Origin of the sequence: Amycolatopsis sp. NPDC004169 (assembly GCF_040610315.1) — a bacterium.
In the GTDB taxonomy this organism is placed as follows: domain Bacteria; phylum Actinomycetota; class Actinomycetes; order Mycobacteriales; family Pseudonocardiaceae; genus Amycolatopsis.
The window spans coordinates 33430-57395 of the sequence record NZ_JBEXMD010000007.1; the positions used below are offsets into that span (position 1 = coordinate 33430).

The 23966-nt window shown below is 72.4% G+C and carries 25 protein-coding genes and 2 pseudogenes; 7 read left to right on the plus strand and 20 right to left on the minus strand.

Going from position 1 to position 23966, the window contains the following annotated elements; genetic code table 11:
* Nucleotides 1-6: 6 nt before the first annotated feature.
* Nucleotides 7-756: an SDR family NAD(P)-dependent oxidoreductase gene (locus ABZX11_RS11295; RefSeq protein ID WP_354912119.1), complete on the plus strand. Its 750-nt coding sequence runs from the start codon at nt 7-9 to the stop codon at nt 754-756.
* On the opposite strand, the gene ABZX11_RS11300 is transcribed toward ABZX11_RS11295, so the two are convergent.
* The 5 genes from ABZX11_RS11300 to ABZX11_RS11320 are packed head-to-tail and all read right to left on the minus strand — an operon-like array spanning nt 744 to nt 5205.
* The gene (locus ABZX11_RS11300) at nt 744-1034 is read right to left on the minus strand and encodes a muconolactone Delta-isomerase family protein (RefSeq protein ID WP_176170441.1); all 291 of its coding nucleotides are present in this window, start codon (nt 1032-1034) and stop codon (nt 744-746) included. The two genes, ABZX11_RS11295 and ABZX11_RS11300, sit on opposite strands and share 13 nt — an antisense overlap.
* Before the next feature lies 1 nt (nt 1035).
* Nucleotides 1036-2154: a muconate/chloromuconate family cycloisomerase gene (locus tag ABZX11_RS11305; RefSeq protein ID WP_354912122.1), complete on the minus strand. Its 1119-nt coding sequence runs from the start codon at nt 2152-2154 to the stop codon at nt 1036-1038.
* Between the two features lie 33 nt (nt 2155-2187).
* Entirely contained in the window at nt 2188-3033 is an 846-nt protein-coding gene (gene catA / locus ABZX11_RS11310) for a catechol 1,2-dioxygenase (RefSeq protein WP_354912124.1), read from the minus strand.
* A gap of 26 nt (nt 3034-3059) precedes the next feature.
* A complete protein-coding gene (locus ABZX11_RS11315; RefSeq protein ID WP_354912126.1) occupies nt 3060-4616 on the minus strand; it encodes a 4-hydroxyphenylacetate 3-hydroxylase N-terminal domain-containing protein in 1557 nt (518 codons plus the stop codon).
* 28 nt (nt 4617-4644) lie between these two features.
* Nucleotides 4645-5205: a flavin reductase family protein gene (locus ABZX11_RS11320; RefSeq protein WP_354912129.1), complete on the minus strand. Its 561-nt coding sequence runs from the start codon at nt 5203-5205 to the stop codon at nt 4645-4647.
* A 113-nt stretch (nt 5206-5318) separates the two neighbouring features.
* On the opposite strand from ABZX11_RS11320, the gene ABZX11_RS11325 reads away from it, so the two are divergent.
* Nucleotides 5319-6113 carry an IclR family transcriptional regulator C-terminal domain-containing protein gene (locus tag ABZX11_RS11325; RefSeq protein ID WP_354912131.1) on the plus strand — a complete coding sequence of 265 codons (795 nt, stop codon included), beginning with the start codon at nt 5319-5321 and terminating at the stop codon, nt 6111-6113.
* A gap of 111 nt (nt 6114-6224) precedes the next feature.
* On the opposite strand, the gene ABZX11_RS11330 is transcribed toward ABZX11_RS11325, so the two are convergent.
* Nucleotides 6225-7181, minus strand: coding sequence for a quinone oxidoreductase (locus ABZX11_RS11330; protein WP_354912134.1), 957 nt, complete (start codon nt 7179-7181; stop codon nt 6225-6227).
* Between the two features lie 49 nt (nt 7182-7230).
* On the opposite strand from ABZX11_RS11330, the gene ABZX11_RS11335 reads away from it, so the two are divergent.
* Nucleotides 7231-7812 carry a TetR/AcrR family transcriptional regulator gene (locus tag ABZX11_RS11335; RefSeq protein ID WP_354912136.1) on the plus strand — a complete coding sequence of 194 codons (582 nt, stop codon included), beginning with the start codon at nt 7231-7233 and terminating at the stop codon, nt 7810-7812.
* A 73-nt stretch (nt 7813-7885) separates the two neighbouring features.
* Nucleotides 7886-8380: a MarR family transcriptional regulator gene (locus ABZX11_RS11340; RefSeq protein WP_176170450.1), complete on the plus strand. Its 495-nt coding sequence runs from the start codon at nt 7886-7888 to the stop codon at nt 8378-8380.
* Between the two features lie 13 nt (nt 8381-8393).
* Here the strand turns inward: ABZX11_RS11340 and ABZX11_RS11345 are convergent, their stop codons facing one another.
* A complete protein-coding gene (locus ABZX11_RS11345) occupies nt 8394-10406 on the minus strand; it encodes an ATP-binding protein (RefSeq protein WP_354912140.1) in 2013 nt (670 codons plus the stop codon).
* 74 nt (nt 10407-10480) lie between these two features.
* On the opposite strand from ABZX11_RS11345, the gene ABZX11_RS11350 reads away from it, so the two are divergent.
* Nucleotides 10481-11116, plus strand: coding sequence for a TetR/AcrR family transcriptional regulator (locus ABZX11_RS11350; RefSeq protein WP_354912143.1), 636 nt, complete (start codon nt 10481-10483; stop codon nt 11114-11116).
* A gap of 22 nt (nt 11117-11138) precedes the next feature.
* Here ABZX11_RS11350 and ABZX11_RS11355 read toward each other — a convergent pair whose 3' ends face one another.
* From ABZX11_RS11355 to ABZX11_RS11365, 3 genes are read right to left on the minus strand one after another with little or no spacing between them, the layout of a single operon-like run.
* Entirely contained in the window at nt 11139-12086 is a 948-nt protein-coding gene (locus tag ABZX11_RS11355) for an NmrA/HSCARG family protein (protein ID WP_354912146.1), read from the minus strand.
* Nucleotides 12087-12112: 26 nt separating this feature from the next.
* A complete protein-coding gene (locus tag ABZX11_RS11360; protein ID WP_354912149.1) occupies nt 12113-13063 on the minus strand; it encodes an alpha/beta hydrolase in 951 nt (316 codons plus the stop codon).
* A 45-nt stretch (nt 13064-13108) separates the two neighbouring features.
* The gene (locus tag ABZX11_RS11365) at nt 13109-14044 is read right to left on the minus strand and encodes an NADP-dependent oxidoreductase (protein ID WP_354912152.1); all 936 of its coding nucleotides are present in this window, start codon (nt 14042-14044) and stop codon (nt 13109-13111) included.
* Nucleotides 14045-14323: 279 nt separating this feature from the next.
* Between ABZX11_RS11365 and ABZX11_RS11370 the strand changes: the two genes are divergently transcribed.
* Nucleotides 14324-15253 carry a 2-dehydropantoate 2-reductase gene (locus ABZX11_RS11370; RefSeq protein ID WP_354912155.1) on the plus strand — a complete coding sequence of 310 codons (930 nt, stop codon included), beginning with the start codon at nt 14324-14326 and terminating at the stop codon, nt 15251-15253.
* A gap of 110 nt (nt 15254-15363) precedes the next feature.
* Here the strand turns inward: ABZX11_RS11370 and ABZX11_RS11375 are convergent.
* From ABZX11_RS11375 to ABZX11_RS11400, 6 genes and pseudogenes are all read right to left on the minus strand, one after another.
* A pseudogene (locus ABZX11_RS11375) lies at nt 15364-15612 on the minus strand (AAA family ATPase); the annotation flags it as partial.
* Nucleotides 15564-16178 (minus strand): annotated as a pseudogene (locus ABZX11_RS11380) (P1 family peptidase); the annotation flags it as partial. The pseudogenes ABZX11_RS11380 and ABZX11_RS11375, both read right to left, overlap by 49 nt.
* A 73-nt stretch (nt 16179-16251) precedes the next feature.
* Nucleotides 16252-16413 (minus strand): alpha/beta hydrolase, encoded by a 162-nt coding sequence (locus tag ABZX11_RS11385; RefSeq protein WP_354912158.1) that lies wholly within the window; start codon nt 16411-16413, stop codon nt 16252-16254.
* On the minus strand, nt 16410-17690 hold the full coding sequence (locus ABZX11_RS11390; protein ID WP_354912161.1) for a bifunctional o-acetylhomoserine/o-acetylserine sulfhydrylase: 1281 nt from the start codon (nt 17688-17690) through the stop codon (nt 16410-16412). The genes ABZX11_RS11385 and ABZX11_RS11390 overlap by 4 nt, the downstream gene beginning before the upstream one ends.
* On the minus strand, nt 17687-18718 hold the full coding sequence (locus ABZX11_RS11395) for a 2-oxoglutarate and iron-dependent oxygenase domain-containing protein (RefSeq protein WP_354912164.1): 1032 nt from the start codon (nt 18716-18718) through the stop codon (nt 17687-17689). The genes ABZX11_RS11390 and ABZX11_RS11395 overlap by 4 nt, the downstream gene beginning before the upstream one ends.
* A 691-nt stretch (nt 18719-19409) precedes the next feature.
* Nucleotides 19410-20042 carry a TetR/AcrR family transcriptional regulator gene (locus ABZX11_RS11400; RefSeq protein WP_354912166.1) on the minus strand — a complete coding sequence of 211 codons (633 nt, stop codon included), beginning with the start codon at nt 20040-20042 and terminating at the stop codon, nt 19410-19412.
* Between the two features lie 84 nt (nt 20043-20126).
* On the opposite strand from ABZX11_RS11400, the gene ABZX11_RS11405 reads away from it, so the two are divergent.
* The gene (locus ABZX11_RS11405; protein WP_354912169.1) at nt 20127-21053 is read left to right on the plus strand and encodes an alpha/beta hydrolase; all 927 of its coding nucleotides are present in this window, start codon (nt 20127-20129) and stop codon (nt 21051-21053) included.
* Between the two features lie 55 nt (nt 21054-21108).
* On the opposite strand, the gene ABZX11_RS11410 is transcribed toward ABZX11_RS11405, so the two are convergent.
* The 4 genes from ABZX11_RS11410 to ABZX11_RS11425 form a co-directional block, all read right to left on the minus strand.
* The gene (locus ABZX11_RS11410; protein ID WP_354912172.1) at nt 21109-22149 is read right to left on the minus strand and encodes a hypothetical protein; all 1041 of its coding nucleotides are present in this window, start codon (nt 22147-22149) and stop codon (nt 21109-21111) included.
* A complete protein-coding gene (locus tag ABZX11_RS11415; protein WP_354912175.1) occupies nt 22149-22649 on the minus strand; it encodes a SigE family RNA polymerase sigma factor in 501 nt (166 codons plus the stop codon). Before ABZX11_RS11415 ends, ABZX11_RS11410 begins: the two co-directional genes overlap by 1 nt.
* 64 nt (nt 22650-22713) lie before the next feature.
* Entirely contained in the window at nt 22714-23316 is a 603-nt protein-coding gene (locus tag ABZX11_RS11420) for a TMEM175 family protein (RefSeq protein ID WP_354912178.1), read from the minus strand.
* Between the two features lie 52 nt (nt 23317-23368).
* Nucleotides 23369-23953, minus strand: coding sequence for an isoprenylcysteine carboxylmethyltransferase family protein (locus ABZX11_RS11425; RefSeq protein ID WP_354912180.1), 585 nt, complete (start codon nt 23951-23953; stop codon nt 23369-23371).
* Nucleotides 23954-23966 lie beyond the last annotated feature (13 nt).

Here is a 23966-nt window from a genome sequence, read left to right on the forward strand (position 1 = left end):
AATCCAGTGAACGTCACCGGTAACACCGTTTTCATACCCGGCGCGACCTCCGGCATCGGCCTCGGGCTGGCCCGGCGCCTGCAGGACAAGGGCAACACCGTCATCGTCGGCGGGCGCCGCACCGAACTGCTCGAGCAGATCCGCACCGAGCACGGCCTCGACACCGTCACCATCGACACCGCCGACCCCGCGTCGATCACCGCCGCCCGTGACGAGCTCGCCACCCGCCATCCCGGGCTGGACACCCTGATCACGATGGCCGGCATCATGGAGCCCGAGGACCTGCGCGACCCGGCCGCGCTGGACGTCGCCGAGCGCACCGTGGCGGTCAACCTGCTGGGCCCCATCCGGCTGGTCCACGCGTTCCTGCCCGGACTGCTGGCCCGGCCCGCCGCGACCGTCATGACGGTGACCTCCGGTCTGGCCTACGTGCCGCTGCCGGCCACGCCGACGTACAACGCGACCAAAGCGGCCGTCCACTCCTTCACCGAAAGCCTGCGGGTGCAGCTGACCGGCAGCGACGTCCAGGTGATCGAACTGGTGCCGCCCGCCACCCGCACCACGCTGATGAACCAGCAGGACTCCGAGGTGGCGATGCCCCTGGAGGACTTCCTCGACGAGGTCATGGCCCTGCTCGAAGCCGGCCCGAAGGCCGAGCAGATCCTCGTCGAGCGCGTGAAGTGGCAGCGCAACGCCGAGGCGGAGGGCCGCTACGCCGAAGTCCTGGACGTGCTCAGCGGCCGCTACCGCTCCTGACCACCCGCCGCGGCCGGATCCGACGGGTGCGTGGCCAGCGGGGTGACCTCGATCTTCATGAACGGGTACAGGGGCAGGCCCGAGAGGATCCCGTGCAGCTCGTCGTTCGAAGCCACGTCGAAGACGCTGAAGTTGCTGTAGCGCCCCACGATCCGCCAGAGGTGCACCCACACGCCCGCGCGCTGGAGCTCCAGCGCGCGGGCCTTTTCGGCGGCCACCCGGTCGGTGACGTCCAGCCCCGGCGGGATCGCGACGTCCATCCGCACGTGGAACAGCATCTCAGCGCCTTTCCAGGCGGCGCACCGCCGCCAGGTCGAGTTCGACGCCCAGGCCCGGGCCGTCCGGCAGGTGCAGCTCGCCCTCGGCGTAGCGCAACGGCGTGGTCAGCAGCTCTTCGCTCATCAGCAGCGGCCCGAACAGCTCGCTCCCCCACGTCACGGCCGGGGTGGTGCAGGCCAGCTGCAACGTCGCCGCCGTCCCGACCGGGCTTTCGATGGACGTGCCGGCGTGGCACGGGATCCCGGCCGCGGCGGCGACCTCGGCGATGGCCCGGGTCGCACGCAGGCCACCGGACTTGGTGGTCTTCAAGGAAAAGATGTCGGCCGCGCGGGCTCGGGCCAGCCGGAGCGCGTCGCCCGGGGTGCGCAGGCTTTCGTCGGCCATCACCGGGATCGGCAGGGCGCGGTTGATCTCGGCGAGTGCTTCGACCTCCGCCCCCGGCACCGGCTGCTCGACCAGGTCGACGCCCGCGTCCGCCAGCCGCGGCAGGTACTTCAGCGACGTCAGCAGGTCCCACCGCGCGTTGAGGTCGACCCGCACACTGGCCACCCCGACGAGCTTTTCGGCCACCGCGCACACCCGCGCGACGTCCTCGGCCGGGTCGAGCGCGCCCATCTTCAGCTTGAAGCTGCGGTGGCCGGCGTCCAGCTTGGCGAGGGCTTCGTCGGCGACGACCGGCGCCGGTTCGGTGCCCAGCGCCCAGGTCACCGGCACCGACCGGCGCACGACGCCGCCCAGCAGCGTGTGCACCGGCACCCCGAGCGCGCGGGCCCAGGCGTCGTGCAGGGCCACCTCCACCGCCGCTTTCGCGTAGAGGTTGGCCGCGACGACGTCGCCGAGATCGCGCAGGATCCCGGCGACGTCGTCCACCTCGCGGCCGAGCAGGACCGGCGTGAAGTAGCGCGCCACGACGAGCCGCATGGTTTCCACGGACTCGCCGCCCCACCACGGGCCGCCCGGCACCACGCCCTCGCCGACGCCGACGGCGCCGCCGCGGGTGTGGACGAACACCAGCAGCACCGGCTGCGCGGCCATGCCGGTGCGGGCGAAGCGGTGCGGACGGCGCAGCGGCACGTCCAGCAGCACCGTCTCGACACGCTCGATCCCCAGGTCGGTCATCGATCCTCGTTTCGGCAGCAGGGAGGCGGGACGTCAGGCGCGTTCGAGCACGAAGTCGTAGCTCGCGCGCAGCCGGCCGTCACCGGCAGGCTGCGGGTCGAGCACGAGCTCCGGCTTGGTGGCTTCGGCGACGTCGCTGTCGAGCCACTGCCCGCCCTGGAAGTACAGCTGGGTGGTGATGGTGCGGTGGCCCGGCGCGCGCACCATCAGGTGCAGGTGGGCCGGGCGCCACGCGTGCCACCCGGCGGCGGCGATGAGCTTGCCGGTCGGGCCGTCGGTCGGGATCTGGTACGGCGCGGGCTGGACGGTCGTGATCTCGAACCGGCCCTCGCCGTTGCTCACCACGACACCGCGCAGGTTGCCCGCCGGGATGTCCGGCGCGAAGCCCGAGTAGTAGCCGTCGTCGTCGGCGTGCCAGATGTCGAGCTCGGCGCCGGCGACCGGGGCGCCGTCGACGTCGCGGACCTGCCCGGCGAACACCAGCGGAGTCCCCTTTTCGCCGGAGCGCATCGGCAGGCTCGCCTGCCACGGCAGCTTTTCCTGGTCCGGCAGGTAGTACGGGCCCTGGATGCTGCCCTTCGTGCCGTCCTGGGTCCGGGCGGCGACCTCCTCGACGACGTGCTCGACGAACACGTCGAGGAACAGCGGCCACTCACCGCCTTCGCCGACGTCCATCAGCCACTGCTTCGCGGCCTGGAACTCCGGGTAGGTGACGTCGTGGTCGCGGATCGCCTGGTGGACCCCGTGCAGCACGGCGCGGGCGACTTCGTCGACGCGTTCGGGCGGGACGTCCCGCGTGGTGCGGGCGGCCGCGCGGAAGGCGGCGCTGGCGGAGCTGCCCGAGCCCGCCGCGGTGGGTACGTGTTCGGTGGTGGTCATGCGCGGTCCTTCGTCAGCGGGAAAGGTCAGCGGGAAAGGGAGGTGGCGCCGGGGTTGTAGAGGTCGGGGACGGTCCAGCCGTCGAGGTCGTACTCGGCCATGCACTGCTCGGCGAAGCCCTTCATCGCCTCGGCCGAGCCGGACTGCTGGGCGGCGAACAGCAGCTCGGCGCGCACGCCTTCGTGGTTGCCGGAGTAGTTGCGCTCGTAGAGCTCGTGGCGCCCGCCGAACTCGCTGCCGATCGAGTCCCAGATCAGCTTCATCAGCTTGACCCGCTCGACGGCGCTGTAGCCGTGGGAGCCGCGCACGTACTGGTCGAGGTACGGGCGGATCTCCGGCGAGGAGAAGTCCTTCGCCGACGACGGCAGGTAGATCAGCGCGGACCCGAGGTCCTGCAGGATGATCTCGCGGATGCGCGGGTAGCCGAGCGTCATGAACCAGCGGTAGGCGAGGCCGTAGTCCAGGTGCGGCAGGACGGCGCCGTTCTTCCACTCGTCCGGGTTGGCGGCCATCGCGTCCGAGAGCGCCCAGAACAGGTTGCGCCAGCCGACGACCTCGCCGACGCGGGTCTGGATGCCGCGGAAGTCCTTGGTGCCGGTGACTTCCACGCCCTTCATCAGCAGCCCGGCGATGAAGTCGAGCTTGACGGCCAGCCGCGCGACGCCGTGGAAGGTGAAGCGGTGCAGGAAGCCCGAACCGGGGAAGAACGTGCTCGCCTTCTCGGCGTCGCCGTAGATGAAGACGTTCTCCCACGGGATCTTCACCTTGTCGAGGATGAAGATCGTGTCGTTCTCGTCGAACCGGCTCGAGAGCGGGTAGTCGAACGGGCTCGACGTCGCGTCGGCGACGTTGGAGTAGGAGTTGCGGCAGATCAGCTTCATGCCCGGCGCGCCCATCGGCACCGTGCAGACGAGCGCGAACTCGCGCTTCTTGATCGGCAGGCCGTAGTGAGCGATGAAGTTGTAGTTGGTGATGGCCGAGCCGGTCGCGACGACCTTGGCACCGGAGACGATCAGGCCGTCGTCACGCTCTTCTTCGACGTGGATGAACAGGTCCTTGACGTCGTCGGGGTTGCGGTCGCGGTCCACCGGCGGGTTGATGATCGCGTGGTTCCAGTAGAGGACCTTCTCCTGCGACTCGGCGTACCAGCGCCGGGCGTTGTCGGCGAAGGGCTCGTAGAAGTCGGAATTCGCGCCGAGCGTGCCGAGGAAGGCCGCCTTGTAGTCCGGGCTGCGGCCCATCCAGCCGTAGGTCATCCGGGCCCAGGCGACGATCGCGTCCCGGTCGGCGAACAGGTCCTCTTTGGACTTCGGCGTGCGGAAGAACGGGTGGGTGAAGCCGCTGCTGCCGGTGTCGGTCGGCGCGGTGAGCACGGACTGCTGGTCGGGATCATGGAGCGCGTCGTAGAGCCGCGCGGTCATCCGCACCGAGTTGCGGAACGCGGGGTGCGTGGTGACGTCGTCGACCTTGTCCCCGTAGATGAACACCTCCCGGCCGTCGCGGATGGACTCCACGTACTCGTCGCCGGTCATCGGCCGGGTCGTGCGCACCTTCGCGGGCGCGTCGTGCTCTTGGATGGTCATCGGGCCAACCCTTCGTCGGTGAACGGGTTCAGGAAGCTGCTGCGGTGAGCGGGGCGGATTCGGCGGCCGAGCCGAACCAGCCGAGGTCGGGGCAGTCGACCGAGGCCGACCAGTGGGCGTGGCCGCGCGGGCCGAGTTCGCGGAACCCGCCGGCGAAGAACAGCAACGGGTCGGCGTCGCCGGTTTCGAGGTGGGCGACCTCGCCGATGACGATGAGGTGGTCACCGCCGTCGTAGGTCCGCCACGGACGGCACGAGATGGTGGCCGCGGTGCCGGTCAGCACCGGCGCCACCACGCCTTCGGCCCACGCCGGCGCCCGGTCCTGGGGCCGGCCGGCGAAGTGCCATGCCGTGTCGAGCTGGTCCGCGGCGAGGACGTTGACGGCGAACGGCGCGCCGTCGAGGTAGCGGCAAGCCTTCGACCGGCGCGTCAGCGTCACCTGGCACAGGGCCGGCTCCAGGGAGACGGCGGTGAAGGCGTTCACCGTCGCCCCGTGGGGTTCGCCCTGGTCGTTGCGGCAGGTCACGACCGTGACGCCGGTGGCGAAGCGGCCGAAGGCGTCGCGGATTGCACGCTGGTCGAGCGTCATTGCCCTTACCTCCTGTACGCTGTGCGTACATCATGAACGCTATGCGGACACGTTAAGGAGAGTCCCCCGGCGCGTCCGCGTTGTCAAGACGGCCGGTGCGGAAGGATGGGGCGATGGAGACCGACCGCGACTTCATCCAGAGCATCGAGCGGGGCTTCGCCGTGCTGATGGCGTTCGACGCCGAGCGCGCGAACCCGACGCTCGCCGAGCTGGCTTCGGCGACCGGCCTGTCCCGCCCGGCCGTGCGGCGGATCCTCCTCACCCTGCAACGGCTCGGGTACGTCCGCGGCGACGGGCCGCGCTGGTCGCTGACCCCGCGCGTGCTCAGCATCGGCCAGCACTACTCGGCTTCGCACGGCATGATCGAGACCGCCCAGCCGCGGCTGCTGAGCCTCGCCGAGGAGACCGGCGAATCGGCGTCACTGGCCGCATTGGACGGTGCCGAGGTCGTCTACGTCGCCCGCGTCCCGGTGCGGCGGATCATGAGCATCAACGTCTCGATCGGCACGCGCGTACCCGCCCACGCGACCTCGATGGGCCGGGTCCTGCTGGCCTGGGCGCCACCGGCGCTGGTGGACGAGGTCGTCGCGGCCGGGCTCCCGCGGTTCACCGCGCGGACGATCACCGACGAAGACGGCTTCCGGAAGGCGCTGCGGACCGTGCAGGACCAGGGCTGGTCACTGGTGGCCGAGGAGCTGGAAGAGGGCCTGCTGTCGGTGTCCGCGCCGGTGCGCGACGCGAGCGGCGCGGTGGTGGCCGCCCTGGCGTCGTCGACGTCGAGCGGGCGCTCGGACGTGGAGATGCTGCGCCAGGAGGTCGTGCCGCTGGTGGTCCGCACGGCGGCGCGGATCAGCGCCGACCTCGGGCATCGCGTCGCCCCCGGCTCCGGCCGCGAAGGGTTCTTCTAGCCGCGTCCGGCCGTGCCGCGGATGCCGTCCCACAGGACGCGTTCGCCGCCCGCCGGATCGCCGACCTCCGGTGAGCACTCGCCCTTCGGTGCCGTGGGACGCCTTCCGTGGTCACGGGATCAGCAGCAGTTTCCCGGTCGTCGCCCGCGATTCGAGGTCCGCGTGGGCCTTCGCCGCTTCGGCCAGGGGGTAGCGGCCGCCGATCCGCACGGTCAGCTCGCCCTTCTCGACCAGCCCGAACAGCTCGGCCGCGTGCCCGACGAGCTCCTCGCGGGTCCCGATGTGGTCGGGCAGCGTGCCGTAGGTGAGGCGGGTGCTGCGCGGGATCTCGTTCATCGCGATGGTCGGCACGTCCCCGATCAGCGGCCCGTAGAACACCATCGTGCCGTGCGTCCGCAGCACCTTCAACGAGCCGGCGAACGTCGGGCCGCCCGCGCCGTCGAACACCGCGTGCACGCCCGCACCACCGGTCAGGTCCAGCACCGGCTCGACGAACGCCTCCCCGGTGGAGATCAGGACGTGATCGGCGCCCGCGGCGGTGGCGACCGCGACCTTCTCCGGCCGTGAGACGAGGCCGATCACCGTGCCGCCACGCGCCTTGACCAGCTGGGTCAGCAGCAGCCCGACCCCGCCGGCGGCGGCGTGCACGAGCGTGATGTCCCCGGGCTGCACCGGGTGGCAGACCGTGCAGTGGTGGTGGGCGGTCAGGCCCTGCAACAGCACGGCGGCCGCGGTTTCGTCGTCGATGGCGTCCGGCACCGCGACGACCTGGGCCGCCGGGAGCACGATCTGCTCCGCGTAGCCGGCGTGGGTTTCGATCGCCAGCCACGCCACCCGGTCTCCCGGGGCGAACTCGCCGACCCCTTCGCCCACCGCCGCCACCACGCCGGCGCCTTCCATCCCCGGCACTTCGGCCAGCCGTCCCCGGCGGATCCCGACGTCGAAGAAGTTCACGCCCGCCACCCGGACGTCCACCAGGACCTCTCCCGGGCCCGGCCGAGGCGCCTGCCGCTCCTGCAGCCGCAACACTTCCGGGCCACCCGCTTCGGTGATCACGATCGCTTTCATGCGACCGAAGCTAGGCCGCGAAAAATGTACCTGCAAGTACACTTTTGCCATGACCACGAAGAAGGGCGCGGCCACCCGACGGCGCATCGTCGAAGCCGCCGCGGCCGAGATCCGGGAACGCGGCGTGAACGCCATCACCCTGGACGACGTGGGCCGGCGCAGTGGCACCGGGAAAGGCCAGATGTTCCACTACTTCCCGGAAGGGCGGGAGCAGCTCCTGCTGGCCGTCGCCGAACACGAAGCGGACCGCGTCTTCGAAGGACAGCAGCCGTACCTCGACGAACTCACCTCGCGCGCGGCCTGGGAAGCGTGGCGCGACCTGATCATCACCCAGTACCGCGACGAAGGGCTGTACTGCCCGCTCGGGGTGCTGATCTCCGACGTCGGCCGCTACAGCCCCGCGTCCCGAGCCGTTGCCGCGCAACTGGTACGGCGGTGGCAGGCGTGCGTCCGGGCCGGCATCGAGGCCACGCAGGCGGCCGGCGAGGCCGACCCGGAACTCGACGCCGACCGCACGGCCGCGGCCCTGGTCGGCACCATCCAGGGCGGGGTCACCGTTCTGCTGTCCACCGGGTCCACCGAGCACCTGGAAGCCGGGCTGAACCTCTGCCTCGACCGCCTGCTGGTGTGAGCGCCCGGTGGCGGGAGGAGACCCGCCTCCGAGGGCGCCCGGAATTTCGAATTCGAAGCAGTAGACTGCGGCCATGGCCGCTTCGCTCGATCCCGTGCAGCTCGGTACCTACTTCGACCTGATCGAGGTGACCAGCCTGCTGCGCCACGCCGTCGAGCAGCAGCTGAAGGACGCCGGCGACCTCAGCTACGTCCAGTTCCAGCTCCTGGCCCGCCTCGGCGACTCCCCGACGGGCAGCCACCGCATGACCGACCTGGCCGACGGCGTCGTCTACAGCCGCAGCGGACTGACCTACCAGGCGAGCCTGCTCGAGAAGGCGGGCCTGGTCGTGCGCACCCCGTCGCCGGACGACGAGCGCAGCACGGAGGTCACCATCACCGAGGCCGGCCGCACCCGGCTCGCCCAAGTGCTGCCCGGGCACGTCGAGGTGGTCAGCGGCCTGCTGTTCGAGCCGCTCTCCGCCGCTGACGTCGAAACCCTGGCCGCCCTGCTGGCCCCGGTGCGCGACCACATGCGCTCGACCCCGCCCCGCTCGGCGACGTCCCGCCGCCGCGGCCGGCGGGCCTGACGGAAGGCGTGGATCAGCTGCCCGTCAGCAACTGCTCGACCAGCCGCGCCTTGGCGGCCGCGAGGTGACGCCGGTAAGTCCCGTAGGGCACCCCGAGCCGCCGGGCGGCCGCCTTCAACGTGCGGGGAGCCGCGATGTAAGTCGCCGTGAGCACTTCGTGTGCCTTCACCCCCGCCGGATCGACCGGCAGGGCGTCGAGGGCCGTCGTGATGGCCGCGCGCAGGTCCGCCGCCGGGTCGGCCGAGCCCGGCGGGACGAGGGACGACCGCAGCAGCGCGCTGGTCGCGAAGGCCCTCGGGGTGTGCCACATCCGCAGCGCCTCCAGCACGTCCTTCTCGAACGCCGCGCGGCGCCGGTGGTCCTCCGCCGCGCCGGACGGCGGCGTGGCCGGCCACGTGGCCACCGGCGTGGCCACCGTCTGGACCCGGTGCTCCACCCACTGCTCCACCGTCTGCCGCCGCCAGTCCCGGCCGAACACGCACTGGCGCCGGCCGCCGACGTCCACGGCCGCGATCTCGCGCAGGCCGGCCTCGAAGAGGTAGTCCCGCCACCGGTCACCGTCTTCGAAGACGGTGAAGGCCACCGCGCGGCCGCGGGTCCGCATCTCCTTCGCGATGGTGCGCCGGCTGATCAGGTCCAGCATGGGCGATGGCCGCTGGTGCCGTCCCGGCTCGACGGCGAACCGCCGGATACCCAGGTGCTCACCCGGCCCCAGCGGCGCGACCGCCGCCACGGCGTCCCAGACCGCCGCGATCACCGGGTCCGCCGCCCGGTCCTCCGGCAGGGACGCGGTCAGCTGCAGGGTGGCCATGAACCCCGCCGGGGTGGCGGACCCGGCGTGGCGGTAGACGCGGAACCCCTCCGGCTGGCGGCGCACCCAATGGGCGACCGCGGCCGCGGAAGCCGGGCCCTCGGTCTCCGCCGCCATGCGCAGCACGGCGGGCACGTCGGCCGGGCGCAGCGGGGTGTCTTCGAGGTGCGGGTGCGCCCGCCAGTCGTACGGGTGCTCAGGGCCGTTCCGGGGGCGGCACAGGAACATCCACTCCGCGACCCGCAGCAGCGCGTCGTCCTCCGTGGCGGCGCGCACCGCCTGCAGGGCCGCGACCGAGATCCGGACGCGGATCTCGTCGTACCGCTCGGGGTCGCGCCAGCGCAGGTCGGCCGCGAGCGTGGCCCGCACGGCATCGTGCGGGTGCAGCCCTTCGGGCGTGGTCTCGACGTAGGGCTGCTGCCGCAGCCAGGAGAACACCGCCGGCGTTTCCCCCTCCCCCAGCACCGCGCGCACCAGCGATTCCCGGGTGACGTACGCCTGGGCGACGACTTCGAGAGCACGCTGGTGGGCCGCGGTGGGCACGTCGCCGACCAGCCGGTCGACCAACGTCGTCAGCACGCCTTCGGTCGGCTCCCACGGCGCGTCCGGCGCCGCGAGCGGCACCGACGCGGCGAGCGAGAGGGCCAGCGGGCTGCCTCCGGCGAACGCGACGAACGCCGGGCGCCGGTCGGCGGGGACACCACGGGCGGCGAGCAGCGCGTCGGACTGCGCGACGTCCAGCGGTGACAGGGCCAGCTCCGCGAACAGCGGCGCCCAGCCCGGGTCCAGCGACCACTCGGCGTCCGGCGCGATCCGGCTCGCCAGGACGACGAGCGCGCCGTCGGCCAGGCGGAGCAGGAAGGTGTCGCGCAGCCACGCTTCGAGCGGCTGGCACCGCTCGAAGGTGTCGAGGAGCAGGACGGTGCCCGGCTCGGCGCAGACCGGAACGGCGGCCTCCTCGAGGCGACGCGGATCAGCGTCGAGGAACCGGGCGTCGACGTGCACCACCCGCCGCCCCGCGAGCTCCGCCTGCCGCGCAGCGTGGCGCAGCAGCGAGGACTTGCCGATGCCGCCGGGACCGTGCACGTACGCCACGAGCGGCGCGTCGGCGGCCCCCGACAGCATCCGGTCGAGCACCGCCCGTTCCGGCTCCCGGCCCACCAGCGCCCGGCTTCGCGCCTCGGCCAGGCGGCCCGCCAGACCCGTCGTACCCACCCGACCTTCCTCCACCCAGGCCCAGAAGAGCCGACACTGTTCATCAGAGCTGACTCTCCTGAACAGTAGCAGCTATGATCAACGCCGTGGAGGACGAGCGCGAGGCCAGTGCCCCGTCGAGCAGGCGGAGCGAGTACGCCCGGCTCACGCGCCAGGCCATCGTGGACGCGGCACGCGACCTCTTCGTCCGCAAGGGATACTTCGACACGAAGGTCGAAGAGATCGCCCGGGTGGCCCGGGTCGCTCCGGCCACCGTCTACGCGGTCGGCGGCGGGAAACACGGACTGCTCCGGACGCTGGTCGAGTCCGGCACCACGGGCGAGGACGTCGCGGCCATCCTCGCCCGGATCGCGTCGATCGACGAGCCACGGGAGCTGGTCGGCTTCGTCGTGCACGCCTCCCGGGTCGAGTTCGAGCGGTGGTCGGACCTGATGCGGCAGGTGGTCGCCGCCGCCCCGCGGGAGCCGAGCGTGCGCGAGGTCCTCCGGATCGCGCACGACAGCATGCGCGGCGGACTGGCCTTGACCGCCCGCCGGCTGGCGGAGCTGGGCGCGCTCCGCGACGGCGTGGACGTCCGCCACGCCACCGATCTGCTCTGGCTGCACCTGTGCAACGCGGCCTACTTCATCCGCACCGACGACCTCGGGTGGCCGCTGGACACCTCCGAGGCCTGGCTCAACGAGACGTTGCCCCGCGCCCTGCTCGGCTGAGCGCGGGGAACCCCGGCGCCGGTCAAGCCGGCCGGACGGCCTCGACGTGCGCGGCCAGCCAGGCGCGGAACGTCTGCAGGCGCGGGTTGAGCGCCCGGACCGCGGCCAGGTCGCGCGCGGCGACGAAGTCACGCTCGCCTTCGACGTAGAACTGGAACATGTTGCCGAACTCGTCCCCGGCGGGCAGGCCGAGGGCGCGGAACTCCGCGGGCGTGAGCGGCCGGTAGCCGACCGGTTCGCCCAGTGCGTCGGCGAACGCGGCGGCGTACTGGGCGCCGGTCAGGTGTTCACCGGCGATGCTCACGGTCTTGCCCACGTACTCGTCGCCCGCGGCGAACACCCCGTAGGCGGTGCGGCCGATGTCCTCGGCCGCGATACCCGGCAGCCGGGCTTCGCCGATCGGCAGGGTGAACACGAGCCTGCCGTCTTCGCCCCGCACCGGTCCGGAGCCCTGGGCGAAGCCCTCCCAGTAGAACGTGCTCCGCAGGTAGGTCGTCGGGACACCCGAGTCGCGGAAGAAGGCGTCCGCTTCGGCCTTGGCGTCGAAGTGCGGGACCGTGTAGCGGTCCTGCAGCACCGGAACCCGCCGGCCGGCCACCGGAATGACGTCGCGGGTGTCCTCCAGGGTCGACCAGACGACGTGAGCGACCCCGGCCGCCTTCGCGGCCCGGGCGGCGGTCGCGGCCTGGGCCAGTTCGACGTCGGCGGACATGGATTCCCAGAAGTCGGTGACCACGTAGGCGCCGTGCGCCCCCTCGAACGCCTTGCGCAGGGACTCCTCGTCGTCCAGGGTCGCCTCCACCACTTCGGCGCCGCGCTCGGCGAGCGCGCGGGCTTTCGGCGAGTCCGCGTTCCGGGTGACCGCCCGCGCGGCGAAGGGCCGGTCGGGGTCGTCCAGGATGGCCCGGACGAGTCCCCCGCCCTGCGCACCGGTCGAACCCAGTACCGCGATGATCTTCTTGTCGCTCATGACTTTTCCTTCGTGGTGCCGGGCGTTCAGATCGACTTCAGCACCCGGACGCGGTCGGCGACGGCCCGCCGGGCGACGTCGGCGCCGAAGGCGATCGAGTCGAACTCGTGCGGGACGCCCGGGTGCAGGTGGAATTCGACCGGCACCCCGGCGCGGCCGAGCTTGGCCGCGTAGGCGAGGTCCTCGTCGCGGAAGACGTCGAGCTGCCCGACTTCGATGTACGCGGCCGGGAGGCCGGTGGCGTCCTCGAGCCGGGCCGGCGCCGCGGTCGCCGGGACGTCGGGGCCACCGGCCGCGTCCCCCAGCAGCGCCGGCCACGCGGTGCGGCTGTCGTCGTAGGACCACAGCACGTAGGGCGCGATGTGCGGGTCGGGGGTGGGCGCACGGTCGTCGAGCATCGGCATGACGAGGATCTGCCGGGCGATCCGCGGGCCGCCGCGCTCGCGGGCGAGGATCGCCAGCCCCGCGGCCATGCCCCCGCCGGCGCTGTCGCCCATCACCCCGATCCGCCCGGGGTCGACCCCGAGTCCGTCGGCGTGCTCGTGCAACCAGCGCAACGCGGTGTAGGCGTCTTCGAGCGGCGCGGGGAACGGGTGCTCCGGAGCCCGGCGGTACTCGACCGACAGCATCGGCACCCCGCTGGCGGACACGTACCGGGAGACCGGCCCGTCGAACAGGTCGATGTGGCCGAAGATGTACCCGCCGCCGTGGAAGAACAGCACGGCGGAGCCCGGTGCCGCGCCTTCCTTGACGTACCAGCGCATCGTGATCCGAGCGCCGTCTTCGGTGGTGGCGTGGTACTCGGTGGTCTTGACGTCGTCCGGGATCGGCTGGGCCGCTCCCGCGGCGCCGATGATCGGCTCCCACAGGGCGCGCCGTCCCGCGATGTCCCCCACCGCCGGCGGCGGTGTCTCGGCCATCGCGCCGGCCATCGGGGCCAGCGCCTCGGCCAGTTCGGGGTCCAAGCTCAGTGCCATGATCGCTGCTTTCTCAGGTTGTCGTGATCGGGATGCGGGCAGGCGTCAGGCGGCAGGCGGGACGACGACGACCTTGCCGTGCACCGCGGGCCGGGCGTGCAGGGCAGGCAGGTCGGCCAGCGCGACGCGCTCGGCGACCTCGACGCGCAGTTCCCCGGCGTCGACCAGTGCCACCAGCTGCGCTAGCTGACCGGCGTCACTGCGGACGAACAGGTCGATGCCCCGCACGCCGCGCTCGTCGTCGCCGGGCGCCGGCATCCACACGGTCGTGTTCACCAGTGCACCGCCCGGCCGGACCAGGGTGAGCAGCGCGGCCAGCTCCGCCGGGTCGACCGGCGCGAGGTTGAGCACCAGGTCCACGGGCTCGGACACGGCGGCGGTCACGGAGCCGGCGGTGTGGTCGACCACCTCGTCCGCGCCGGCCGCCTCGACCGCGGCGCGGCTGCGCGGGCTCGCCGTGGCGACGACGTGGGCGCCGGCGCCCTTGGCCAGCTGCACCGCGTAGTTCCCGACCGCGCCGCCGGCGCCGTTGATCAGCACCCGCTGGCCGGTGGTCAGCTTGCCGTGGTCGAACAGGGCCTGCCGCGCGGTGAGACCCACCAGCGGCAGCGCGGCGGCGTCGGCCAGCGGGACGCTCTTCGGCGCCGGCGTCAGCACCTCGGCCGGGGCGAGCACGTACTCGGCCGCCGCGCCGGGCTTGTCCATCGGCAGGAAGCCGATCACCTCGTCGCCGACCGCGACGTTCCCGACGCCCTCGCCCAGCGCGTCGACCGTGCCGGCGACGTCGAGGCCGGGGGTGTGCGGCAGGGCGACGGGGATCGGTCCCTGCATGAACCCGCCGCGGATGTTGCCGTCGACCGAGTTGAAGCTCGTCGCGGCCACCCGGACCCGCACCTGCCCGGCGGCGGGCACCGGGAGGGCGACGTCTTCGTAGCGCAGGACTTCGGGCGTGCCGTACTCGTGGAAACGCACTGCCTTCATCGGACTCTCACTCTCGTCTACTGCTTCGAATTCGAAGCATCTGTGAAGGACAGTACCTCTGCTTCGAATTCGAAGCAAGTGAGGTGGGTCATAGCCCGCCGCGCTCCCGCAGCCTGCCCGGCGCCCCTGCCCGGTCTCCACGTCCGGCCGTGCTCACCCGGGCCCAGCACTGCCCACGTGGGCACTCCGGAGCCTCGGCCGCCACCGCACGAAGCCGGAGCGGTGCCCGCAGTCCGGGACAGCTACCCAGTTACCCCTTCAACCGGTAACGTCGAAGCCATGGCACTCAAGATCGCAGTGATCGGCGCCGGCGGCGTCGGCGGGTACTTCGGAGGCCGCCTCGCCGCGGCCGGGCACGACGTCGGTTTCGTGGCGCGCGGAACGCACCTCGCCGCGCTGAAGCAGAACGGTCTGACCGTCACGAGCGTGGCCGGGGACTTCACGATCGCCCCCGTTCAGGCCACCGACGACCCCGGGGAAATCGGCGAGGTCGACTTCGTCCTGCTGGCCGTCAAGACCTGGCAGCTCGAGGCCGCGATCACCGCGGCCAAGCCGCTGATCGGCCCGGAGACCGCGGTCGTCACGACCCAGAACGGGGTCGATGCGCCGGGACAGGTGGCCGAGGTCGTCGGCCGGAACGCCGTCCTCCCCGGCGCCGTGGAAGTCATCGCCTTCCTCGACGGTCCCGGCCGCGTCCGGCAGCTCGGCGGCGGGAAGCTCACCTTCGCCGAGTGGGACAACGCGCCGAGCGACCGGGTGGCCCGGCTGCGGGCCGCCTTGCAGGAGGCGGGGCTGACCGCCGTGGTGGCCACCGACGTCTGGGCCGCGCTCTGGGAGAAGTTCCTCGCGCTCGCCTCGCTCGGCGCGATCGGCACCGTCACCGACGCCCCCTACGGCGTGCTGCGCGCCCGCGCGGGCACCCGCCGGCTGATCGCGGACAGCATGGCCGAGATCGCGCAGGTGGCACGGGCCAAGGGCATCCGGCTCGCCGACGACGTCGTGGCGGCGGAAATCGCGTTCCTGGACCAGCTCCCGCCGGACGGCACCACTTCGCTGCAGCGCGACATCCGGGCCGGCCGGCCTTCGGAACTGGAGGCGTGGGCCGGCACCGTCGTCCGGCTCGGCCGGGAAACGGGCACGCCGACGCCGGTGAACGACCTGCTCCACGAGCTGGCAAGCACCAGGGCCCAAGCCGTCAAAGCCGGGTGATCGGAGCAGACGAGCTCGACTTCGAGGACCCGGTGCCCGGCCGCGCGCCACGCGTCCCTGGTGATCTTCAGCGGGTTCACGCACTCGGCGACGACGGAAACAACGTTGGCGAGCTGGTCGCGGGCCAGGGCGTAACCGGTGACGTACCCGGCCGCCCGCGGTGGCGCACGAAGCTCACCGGAGTCCACCAGGGCCTGCTCGATCGTGTCGATCCGCAGGTAGGCCGCGCCCAGTGCCCGGGCCAGCGGCCGCGCCACCGTGGTCTTGCCCGTGCCCGGCAGCCCGCCCAGCACGACCAGGACCGCGGACGTCACCCGGCCTCGGCGTACAGCTCGCGGTAGGCCGCGATGTGCCCCCACCCCGTGGTCACGGACTCCGCCGCCAGCACGGCGTGCACGATCGCCCGTGCGAAGGCGTTCGACGCGGCCCCGAACAGCTCCGGGGTCGCGCCGGCGCCGCTCGTGCCGGTGGCCACCGCGAACACCGTGTCCCCGTCGGCGATGCCGTGGGCCGGGCGGATCGCCACCGCCAGCCCGTCCTGGCCCGCGCCCGCCAGGCGGTACGCCGCCCCCGCGTCGAGGGCGGCGTCGGTCGCGACCACGCCGACCACCGTGTTCAACGGGGTCCGGGTGTCCCGGTCGCGGATGGACGCCGCCAGCCGCTCCCGCGCCGCGGCGCGGGCGGCTTCGTCCGGCTCGTACACCGGGAACTCCCGCCAGGCCGCGCCCCGCCGGGACGTCGCCCCCAGTGCGTACCCGTAGGGCAGCCCGGACGCCGGGTCCACCGCGGGGTGGTGGGAATTCAGCACGGCCAGTGCGGCGACGACCGTGCCGTCCGGCAGCACCGCGCTCGCGGTCCCCACGCCCCCTTTCATCTGGGCGCTGACCGCGCCGGTTCCGGCGCCGACGTTGCCCTGCGCCACCGGGCCGCCGTCGGCCGCTCACCGGGTCCTTGCGCAGCTCCCACGGGCCGACCCGCTCGCCGGCGTGGTCGAGGGCTCAGACCGCGAACCCGGCGTTCGTGAGTGCCCCGGCCAGTGCCTCATAGCTGCCGATGTGCTCGCCGAGGCCGTGGAAGAACACGACCAGCGCCTGGGGTTCCGCCGGCGTCCAGTGTCCATAGTGGATCTTGCCGCGGCTTCCGGTGAACTCGGCCGTCACTGCCCCTCCAGTCCGTGCGCCAGGTCGGCCAGCAGGTCGTCGACGCCTTCGAGGCCGACCGACAGCCGGACCAGGCCCGGGGTGACCCCGCTGGCCCGCTGCTGCTCGGCGTCCAGCTGGGCGTGTGTCGTGGAGGCCGGGTGGATCACCAGGCTGCGCACGTCCCCGATGTTGGCGAGGTGGCTGAACAGCCGCAGCCGGTCGACGAACCGGCGTCCGGCCTCGAGACCGCCCTTCAGCTCGAAGGCGACGACCGCGCCGACACCGAGCGAGAGGTACCGCTTGGCCGTGTCGTGCCACGGGCTGCCGGGCAGCCCGGCGTAGTGCACCGCCTCGACTTCCGGGTGTCCGGCGAGCCACGCAGCCACTGCCCTGGCGTTCTCGACGTGCCGCTCCATCCGTAGCGACAGCGTCTCGATGCCTTGCAGGAGCAGGAAACTGTTGAACGGCGAGACCGCCGGGCCGAGGTCGCGGACGAGCTTGGTGCGCAGCCGCAGGGCGTAACCGAGCTCGCCGAACTCCTCGGCGAACACGAGTCCGTGGTAGCTGGGATCCGGATTCGTCAGCTGCGGCCAGCGTCCGGGCTCGGCGGTGTAGTCGAACTTTCCGCCGTCGACGATGATCCCGCCGATGCCGGTACCGTGCCCGGACAGGAACTTCGTCGTCGAGTGCACGACGATGTCCGCGCCGTGCTCCAGTGGCCGCGCGAGGTAGGGCGTCGGCACGGTGTTGTCGACGACCAGCGGCACCCCGGCGGTGTGGGCGACCTCGGCGACCGCGCCGATGTCGAGCACGTTGCCGCGCGGGTTGCCGATCGTTTCGGCGTACAGCGCTTTGGTCTCGGGCCGAATTGCGGCGCGCCATGCCGCCAGGTCGTCGGGGTCGCGCACGAAGTCGACCGCGATGCCGAGGTCGGCGAAGGTGTAGGCGAGCAGGTTGTACGTGCCGCCGTAAAGGCTCGCGGCCGCGACGACGTGGTCGCCGGCGCGGGCGATGTTCAGCAGCGCCAGCGTCGACGCGGCCTGGCCGCTGGCCACCGCGACCGCGGCCACCCCGCCTTCGAGGTCGGCCAGCCGTTCCTCGACGACGGCGGTCGTCGGGTTGGACAGCCGCGTGTAGGCGTGCGTCTCGAGGTCCCGCAGCGCGAACGCCTCGGCGGCGTGGTGCGCGTCGGTGAAGGTGAACGACGTGCTCTGGTAGATCGGCGTCGCGCGGGCGCCGGTCGCCGGGTCCGGGCGGGCGCCGGCGTGGATCTGGCGGGTCTCGAACGCGGTCATCCGCGCTCCGCCAGGACATCGGACCACCAGCGCTCGGCGACCTTCGGGTGCGAGCGCAGCCAGCCGACCAAGGCGTTCTCCCCGAAGGCGGCGTGCAGCGGGTTGTCGGCGTCCTGGCTGACACCCTTGGCCCCGGCCGCCAGCTCCGCCGGGAGTTCGAGGGGTTCCACGACGGCGTCGAGCCGCGGCCCGAGGAAGAACGGCACGGAGAACCGCTCCACCCCGGCGGGCGGGCTGACCACGCGGTGGTGCGTCGCCTTCAGATAACCCTGGGTGGCGATCTCCAGCATCTCCCCGATGTTGAACACGAAGCTGCCGGGGATCGGCGTGGCGTCGATCCAGCTGCCGTCGGCCGCCCGCACCTGCAGGCCGCCGACGTCGTCCTGTTGGAGCAGCGCGAGGTAGCCGTAGTCCTTGTGCGCGCCGACACCCTGGTCCTGCTCCGCCGACGGCCGTCCCGGGTAGCGGACGATCTTGACGTGCGTGGACGCTTCTTCGTCGAACCACGCGTCGAAGTAGCCCTCGTCCTGCCCCAGCGCCGCGGCGAGCGCCCGCAGCACCTCACGGCTGACGCGCAGGGCCTCGGCCTGCCAGGCCAAGGTCGTCTCCCGCAGTCCGGGAAGCGCCGGCGGCCACTGGTTGGGACCGATCAGCCGCCGCCACGCCGGTCCGCCGGACGCGACGGGCTCGCGTTCGGGGCCGATGTCGATCTGTTCCCGCCAGTCGGGGGTGCCGCCGGTGTACTCGTGGCCGGTGCGCGTGTAGCCGCGGAACTGCGGCGAGTGGATGTTCTCGATCGCGAGCCGCTCTTCGACCGGCAGCGCGAAGAACTCCTTGGCCACGTCGAAGATCCCGCGGGTCAGCGCGTCCGGCACGCCGTGCCCGACCACGTAGAAGAAGCCGACCTCGTGCGCTGCCCGGCGCAGCTCGGCGAGGAACGCGGCCCGGTCGGCGGCGGGGTCGCGGAAGCGCGAGATGTCGATCAGCGGCAGAGCGGTGGCCGCCCCGGATTCGTCGAGCGTCGTCACGTCCGGCAGCCTAAGCCGCCCCGGCAGGCGGAACGGGGGTTCCCACATCGCGGACAACGCCGCTGCCGGATCACGCGGGCCGGCGTGGGTGACGAACGGGCACCGGTCGGCTATAGCGGCGTTGTCGTGCCTCGGGAGGGTGGTTGCCCCACGGGTGAGCCGGTTGCGGACCGGCAGGCGGTGGCCGAGCTCGCGCCCGACGAAACCGCGTCCGGCGGGAGAACCCGTTCCCGCTCCCGCCGCAGTGGTTCGCGCTCCTGCTCCTGGTGGCCGCGATCGGGGTGCAGCTGGTGGCCGGGCCGACTCGACCGCGGCGCGCTGCGCGGGAGGCACGTCCGCGCTGAATCGGCTCCTTGTCCCGCGACACCACCGTGCGCGGCCGCGTCCGCGTGCTGTTCGGCTTCCACCCCGGTCCCGCGCACCGCCGCCGCGCGCGCTGGCCGAGTCGTGGCCACTGTGGACGATCGACCCCGTCGACGCGTTCCTGCTGAGCGCGGTCACCGGACTCGCGTGGCCGAGCGTCATGTACGTCTTGCGGGGCGAGACGTTCTTCGACCCCCGCGTCGCTGCTGGCGCTGTGGCCGCTGACCGGGATCGTCGGTGCGGCCTTGGCCACCCCGGTGGTGGACCGGGCCCGGGACGGGCGCACGGGCGGCACCGGCCCGTCAGTGGTCCTGGGCATCGGCCCCTGTCATCGCGCCGGCGGGCAGTCTGCTCCGGCACGCGCGCCCCGCGGCGGCCCTTCGCCGGTGAGACCGTGCGGGATGCGGGCGACGGCTGCGGCGACGGTCGCCAGGTCTTCGCCGGAGAAGCCGGCACGGCTCAGCACGGCCAGGGATTTGTTCGTGGCCAACGTGCACAACGCGAGCTCGGCCGCCTCCCGCCCGTCGGCCCCCGCCGCCAGCAAGGCCTGCTCCAGCATGGCCCGCAACGCGTCGATCAGGCCGCGGACCATCGCCTGGCTCTCCGGGTCGAGGGCCGGGAACTGGGTGGCCGACACCGTGACCAGGCAGCCGTCCGGGACCGTCGGATCCGCGATGCGGTCGAGGGTGACCTGCAGGTAGGCGGCCATCACGGCACTCGGGTCCGGGTGCGGGCCGGCCAGCGCCCGCTCGTACCGCGGGTGGTAGGTCTGTGCGTACCGCTGCAGGCTCTCCCGGAACAGGGCGCTCTTGTCGCCGAAGGTGCCGTAGAGCGAGCTCCGGCCGAGGCCGGTGCCCTCGGTCAGGCGGTCGATCGAGGCCTCCGAATAGCCCCAGCGCCAGAAGACGTGCATCGCGCGGCGCAACGCCTCGTCCACGTCGAATTGCTTGCGGCCTGCCATGGTTCCTCAGCCTACACATCTTGCACCGATCGTTCCATCATGGCTATGGTCACCCCCATGACAAGTCGTACCGAACGTTCCAAGATGACGGCGGACCTCAGCTCGCTGCCGCTGCCCGAGGGATTCACCGACGTCTTCACCAGCAGGCTCGTGGAGCTCGACGGGCTGCGGCTGCACGCGGTCACCGGCGGCGACGGCCCGCCGCTGCTGCTGGTCGGCGGCTGGCCGCAGACGTGGTACGCCTGGCGGAGGGTGATGCCCGCCCTCGCCCGCCGGCACACCGTCGTCGCCGTCGACCCGCGCGGGGCCGGGCTCTCCGGCAAGCCCGACGACGGCTACGACGCCGGCACGATGGCCGCCGATCTGGCCGCGCTGATGACCGCGCTCGGGCACCACCGGTTCGACGTGGTCGGCCACGACGTCGGCATGTGGACCGGGTACGCCCTCGCGGCCGACCACCCCGAGCGGGTGGGCAGGCTGACCGTCGTCGACGCCATCATCCCCGGCCTCACCCCGGCCCCGTCGGTGTTCGGCACCGCCGCGGTCAACCAGCGGCTCTGGCACTTCGGCTTCAACCGGCTCGACGGCCTCAACGAGGAACTGGTGCGGGGGCGCGAGCGGTTGTTCTTCGGCTCCCAGTTCGCCACCAAGGCCGCCACCCCGGCCGCGATTCCCTCCGACGCCGTCGACGTCTACGTGGACGCGATCGTCGCGGACCCCCGCGGGCTGCGGGCGAGCTTCGGGTACTACCGGGCGTTGGACGAAACGATCGCGCAGAACGAAAAGCGCAAGGAAACCCCGCTGACGCTGCCGGTGCTCGCCGTCGGCGGCGCGCGGTACTGCGGCCCGCAGGTCGCCGAGACGATGCGGCCGGCGGCCGGGGACGTCACCGAGGTGGTCCTCGACGATTGCGGTCACTACGTGGCCGAGGAACAGCCGGCGCGGTTCACCGAGGTCCTGGAAGACTTCCTCGGCAGCACGACCGCGGGCGCGCTTCGCACGGCCGGGTAGCGGCGAGCCGGCCGTGGGTCCTCCTCGGTGGCGTCCGAAGAGGACCCACGGGACCTCAGCGGGGCAGGACGAGGTGGTCGGCGATGGCGTACAGCTCCGCCTGCGTGCCGGCCCCCGCGACGGCGATCGGCGTGTCCCGGACGGCCTTGAGGACCCAGAGCGTGCCGTAACCCTTCTCGTCCTCGTAGCGGGTCGCGTGTCCCTGGACCGGCCGCCCCGCAGTGCCGCGCACCTGGCTTGCCTCGCCGGTGTGCACCTGGATCGGCGGCATGGTGCTGCACGTGCCCACCGAGTAACCCGTCTGCGTCCCGCCCGAGATGCCCCTTTCGACGTCGAACGTGCACATCCGCAGGCCGCCGGGCAGCTGGCCGAGGCCGAACGTCGGGGTGACCGTGGTCTTGCCCGGGAAGGCGACGTTCTCCGCGACGCGGCGGCCCGCGTCGGTCAGCTGCTGCGCCGTGGCCGTGCTCCCCGGCTGCGCGGCCACGTTGACGTACAACGAGCCACCTCCGGGGTGGGTCAGGTACACCTCGTAGCCGCCCGGGCCGCCGGAGTGCGAGCTCTCCACACCGGCCCGCCCGGCGAGGGTGACGGGCCGGCCCGGGCCGGACTTGAAGGAGGCCTCCTCGGGCGGCATCATCCGCATTTCGGCCACGTCCACGAGCAGCGTCCGGGACCCGGACGTGACGGTCAGCAGGTATTCGCCGCCGTACACCGGCTTGTCGGGGTGGCCGGCAGTGCCACCGGTGTTGATCCGGCGCGCGAGGTAGTCGACCTCGCCCGGCGGCAGCCAGCCGAGCGAGAAGGGCATGGGCAGCTCCGCGACGGCGGGCTTGGCCGGTGCCTCGACGGCGGGTTCGGCCGGTGCACCGGCTCCGGTGGCGACCTGGTCGTCGGGTGTGGGCCGGTTCAGCGCGACGACGGCGCCGGCGGCCAGGACGAGCAGCGCCACCCCGGCGCCGGCCACGAGGGGCGGGCTCACCGCGGCGCGCTTGCGGTCGAGGCGCTGACGCGTGGCGGCCAGCACCCGGTCGCTGTCGGGGGCATCGGGCTCGTGGGCGGTGAAGGTGTCCTTGATCAGGTTCTCGATGTCCATCAGTTCTCCCTCGCCTGGGCCATCCGGTCGATGCTCAGGCCGTGTCGCAGGGTCGTCAGGGCTTTGCGGGCGTGGGCCCGCACGGTGGCCTGGGCGCAGCCGAGCAGGTCGGCGATGTCGGCGTCGGCGAGCTGCTCGTAGTACCGGAGCACGACGACCGCGCGCTGCCGCCGGGGCAACCGCGCCAGCCGCTGCCACATGTCCTCCCGCGCGGCGTGGTCCGACGCGAAGTCGTCCGGCCCGGCCGCGTCCGGCGGCTCCCCCACGGCGATCAGCCGGGCCGACCGGCTGCGCCGCCAGGACAGGTAGTCGTTGGTCACCATCCGCAGGACGTACCGCTCGGGGTGGTCGGCGTCGCTGACCCGCGACCACCGTCGGTACACCTTGACCAGCACGTCCTGCACCAGATCAGCGGCCTGTTCCCGCTCCCCGGCCAGCATCGTCGCGTAGCGCAGCAGCCGTGGCAGGTGCGCGCGGACGAAGTCCTCGTAGTCAGCCATCACTACCAAGACGACGGCCGCGGGCGTCCCGTGTACCTCAGCCCGGAACTTTCTCGCGCACGACCTACCGGCGCGCCCGCAGCCAGAAGGCGATCCGGGCCGGGAACAGCAGAAGCAACAGGACGTAATAGCCGAAGGGCGGCTTGATGAACCCGACCACGACCGCGAGCGCGAAGACGACCGAGCTCAGCGCGTGGTTCCAGAACACCTCGTCCGACACCGGTTCGGCGTCCCCGCGGATGTCCGGGTCCCGGCGGATGAGGAACACCATCGTCGTGTGGCACAGGCTGCTGGCCAGCAGCGTCCCGAGGTAGAACAGCACGGTGAAGCGCTCGGACTGGTAGGCGCCGATCAGCTCGGTCGGGAAGGGCAGCAGCGCGATCGTCAGCAGCCAGCAGAAGTTGACGCGGATCAGCGCGGGGCTGTACGACCGCACGTGCTCGAAGATCCGGTGATGCACGCCCCAGAAGCGCCCGATGACGACGAAGCTGAGCAGGAAGCTGACGATCTTCGACCAGTTGTGCGTGACGGCTTCGACCGCCGGCTTGTGCTCGGCGACCAGCTCGGGCACGAGGTCGGTGAGCGGCAGGACGAGCAAGGTCAGGGCGATGGCGACCACGGCATCGGTGAAGAACACCAGCCGCTCGGACGACTTCTTCTGCTCCACGCGGACATCAAACACCACTGCCGCGGGGCTGTGATCACCGCCGCGCCGCCGATCACCAGACGAAGGGAACGAGCCGCGCCCGGCTCGCGGCGAACTGCCGGTAGCGGTCGCCCAGAACCGCTTCGAGGGCGCGTTCCTCGATGCGGACGCGGTAGAGCAGGGCGACCAGCAACACAGCGCCGGCACCCGCGGCGCTGACCCAGTTGTCCGCGATCAGGCCGCCGCCGGCGAAGACGAGCAGCAGGCCGGTGTAGCTCGGATGGCGCAGGACCCGGTAGGGACCGCGTTGCACGACGGGCTGGTCTTCGCTTGTCTGCAGCGTCACGGTGAAGTGCTTGCCCAGACTGACGAAGCACCACCAGCGCAGGACCAGGCCGAGCCACCCGATCACCGTCCCGAGCGGGAACCGCCATGCTCCGCCGATGCCGGCGTCCGGGAAGACCGCGCGGCCGACCGGCCACCACAGGATCGCGCCGAAGAACATCACCCTGAAGACGATCTCCGCGCGGACATCGACGAGTTTCGCACCGCGACGCGTGCGGAACGCCTGCACCAGCTCGCCCGTCGCGAAGGCGCCGACGCTGATGAAGAAGACCACCCGGGTCACGTCCGACGACTCCCCGAAGGTTGCCAGCACGGTTGCCATTGTC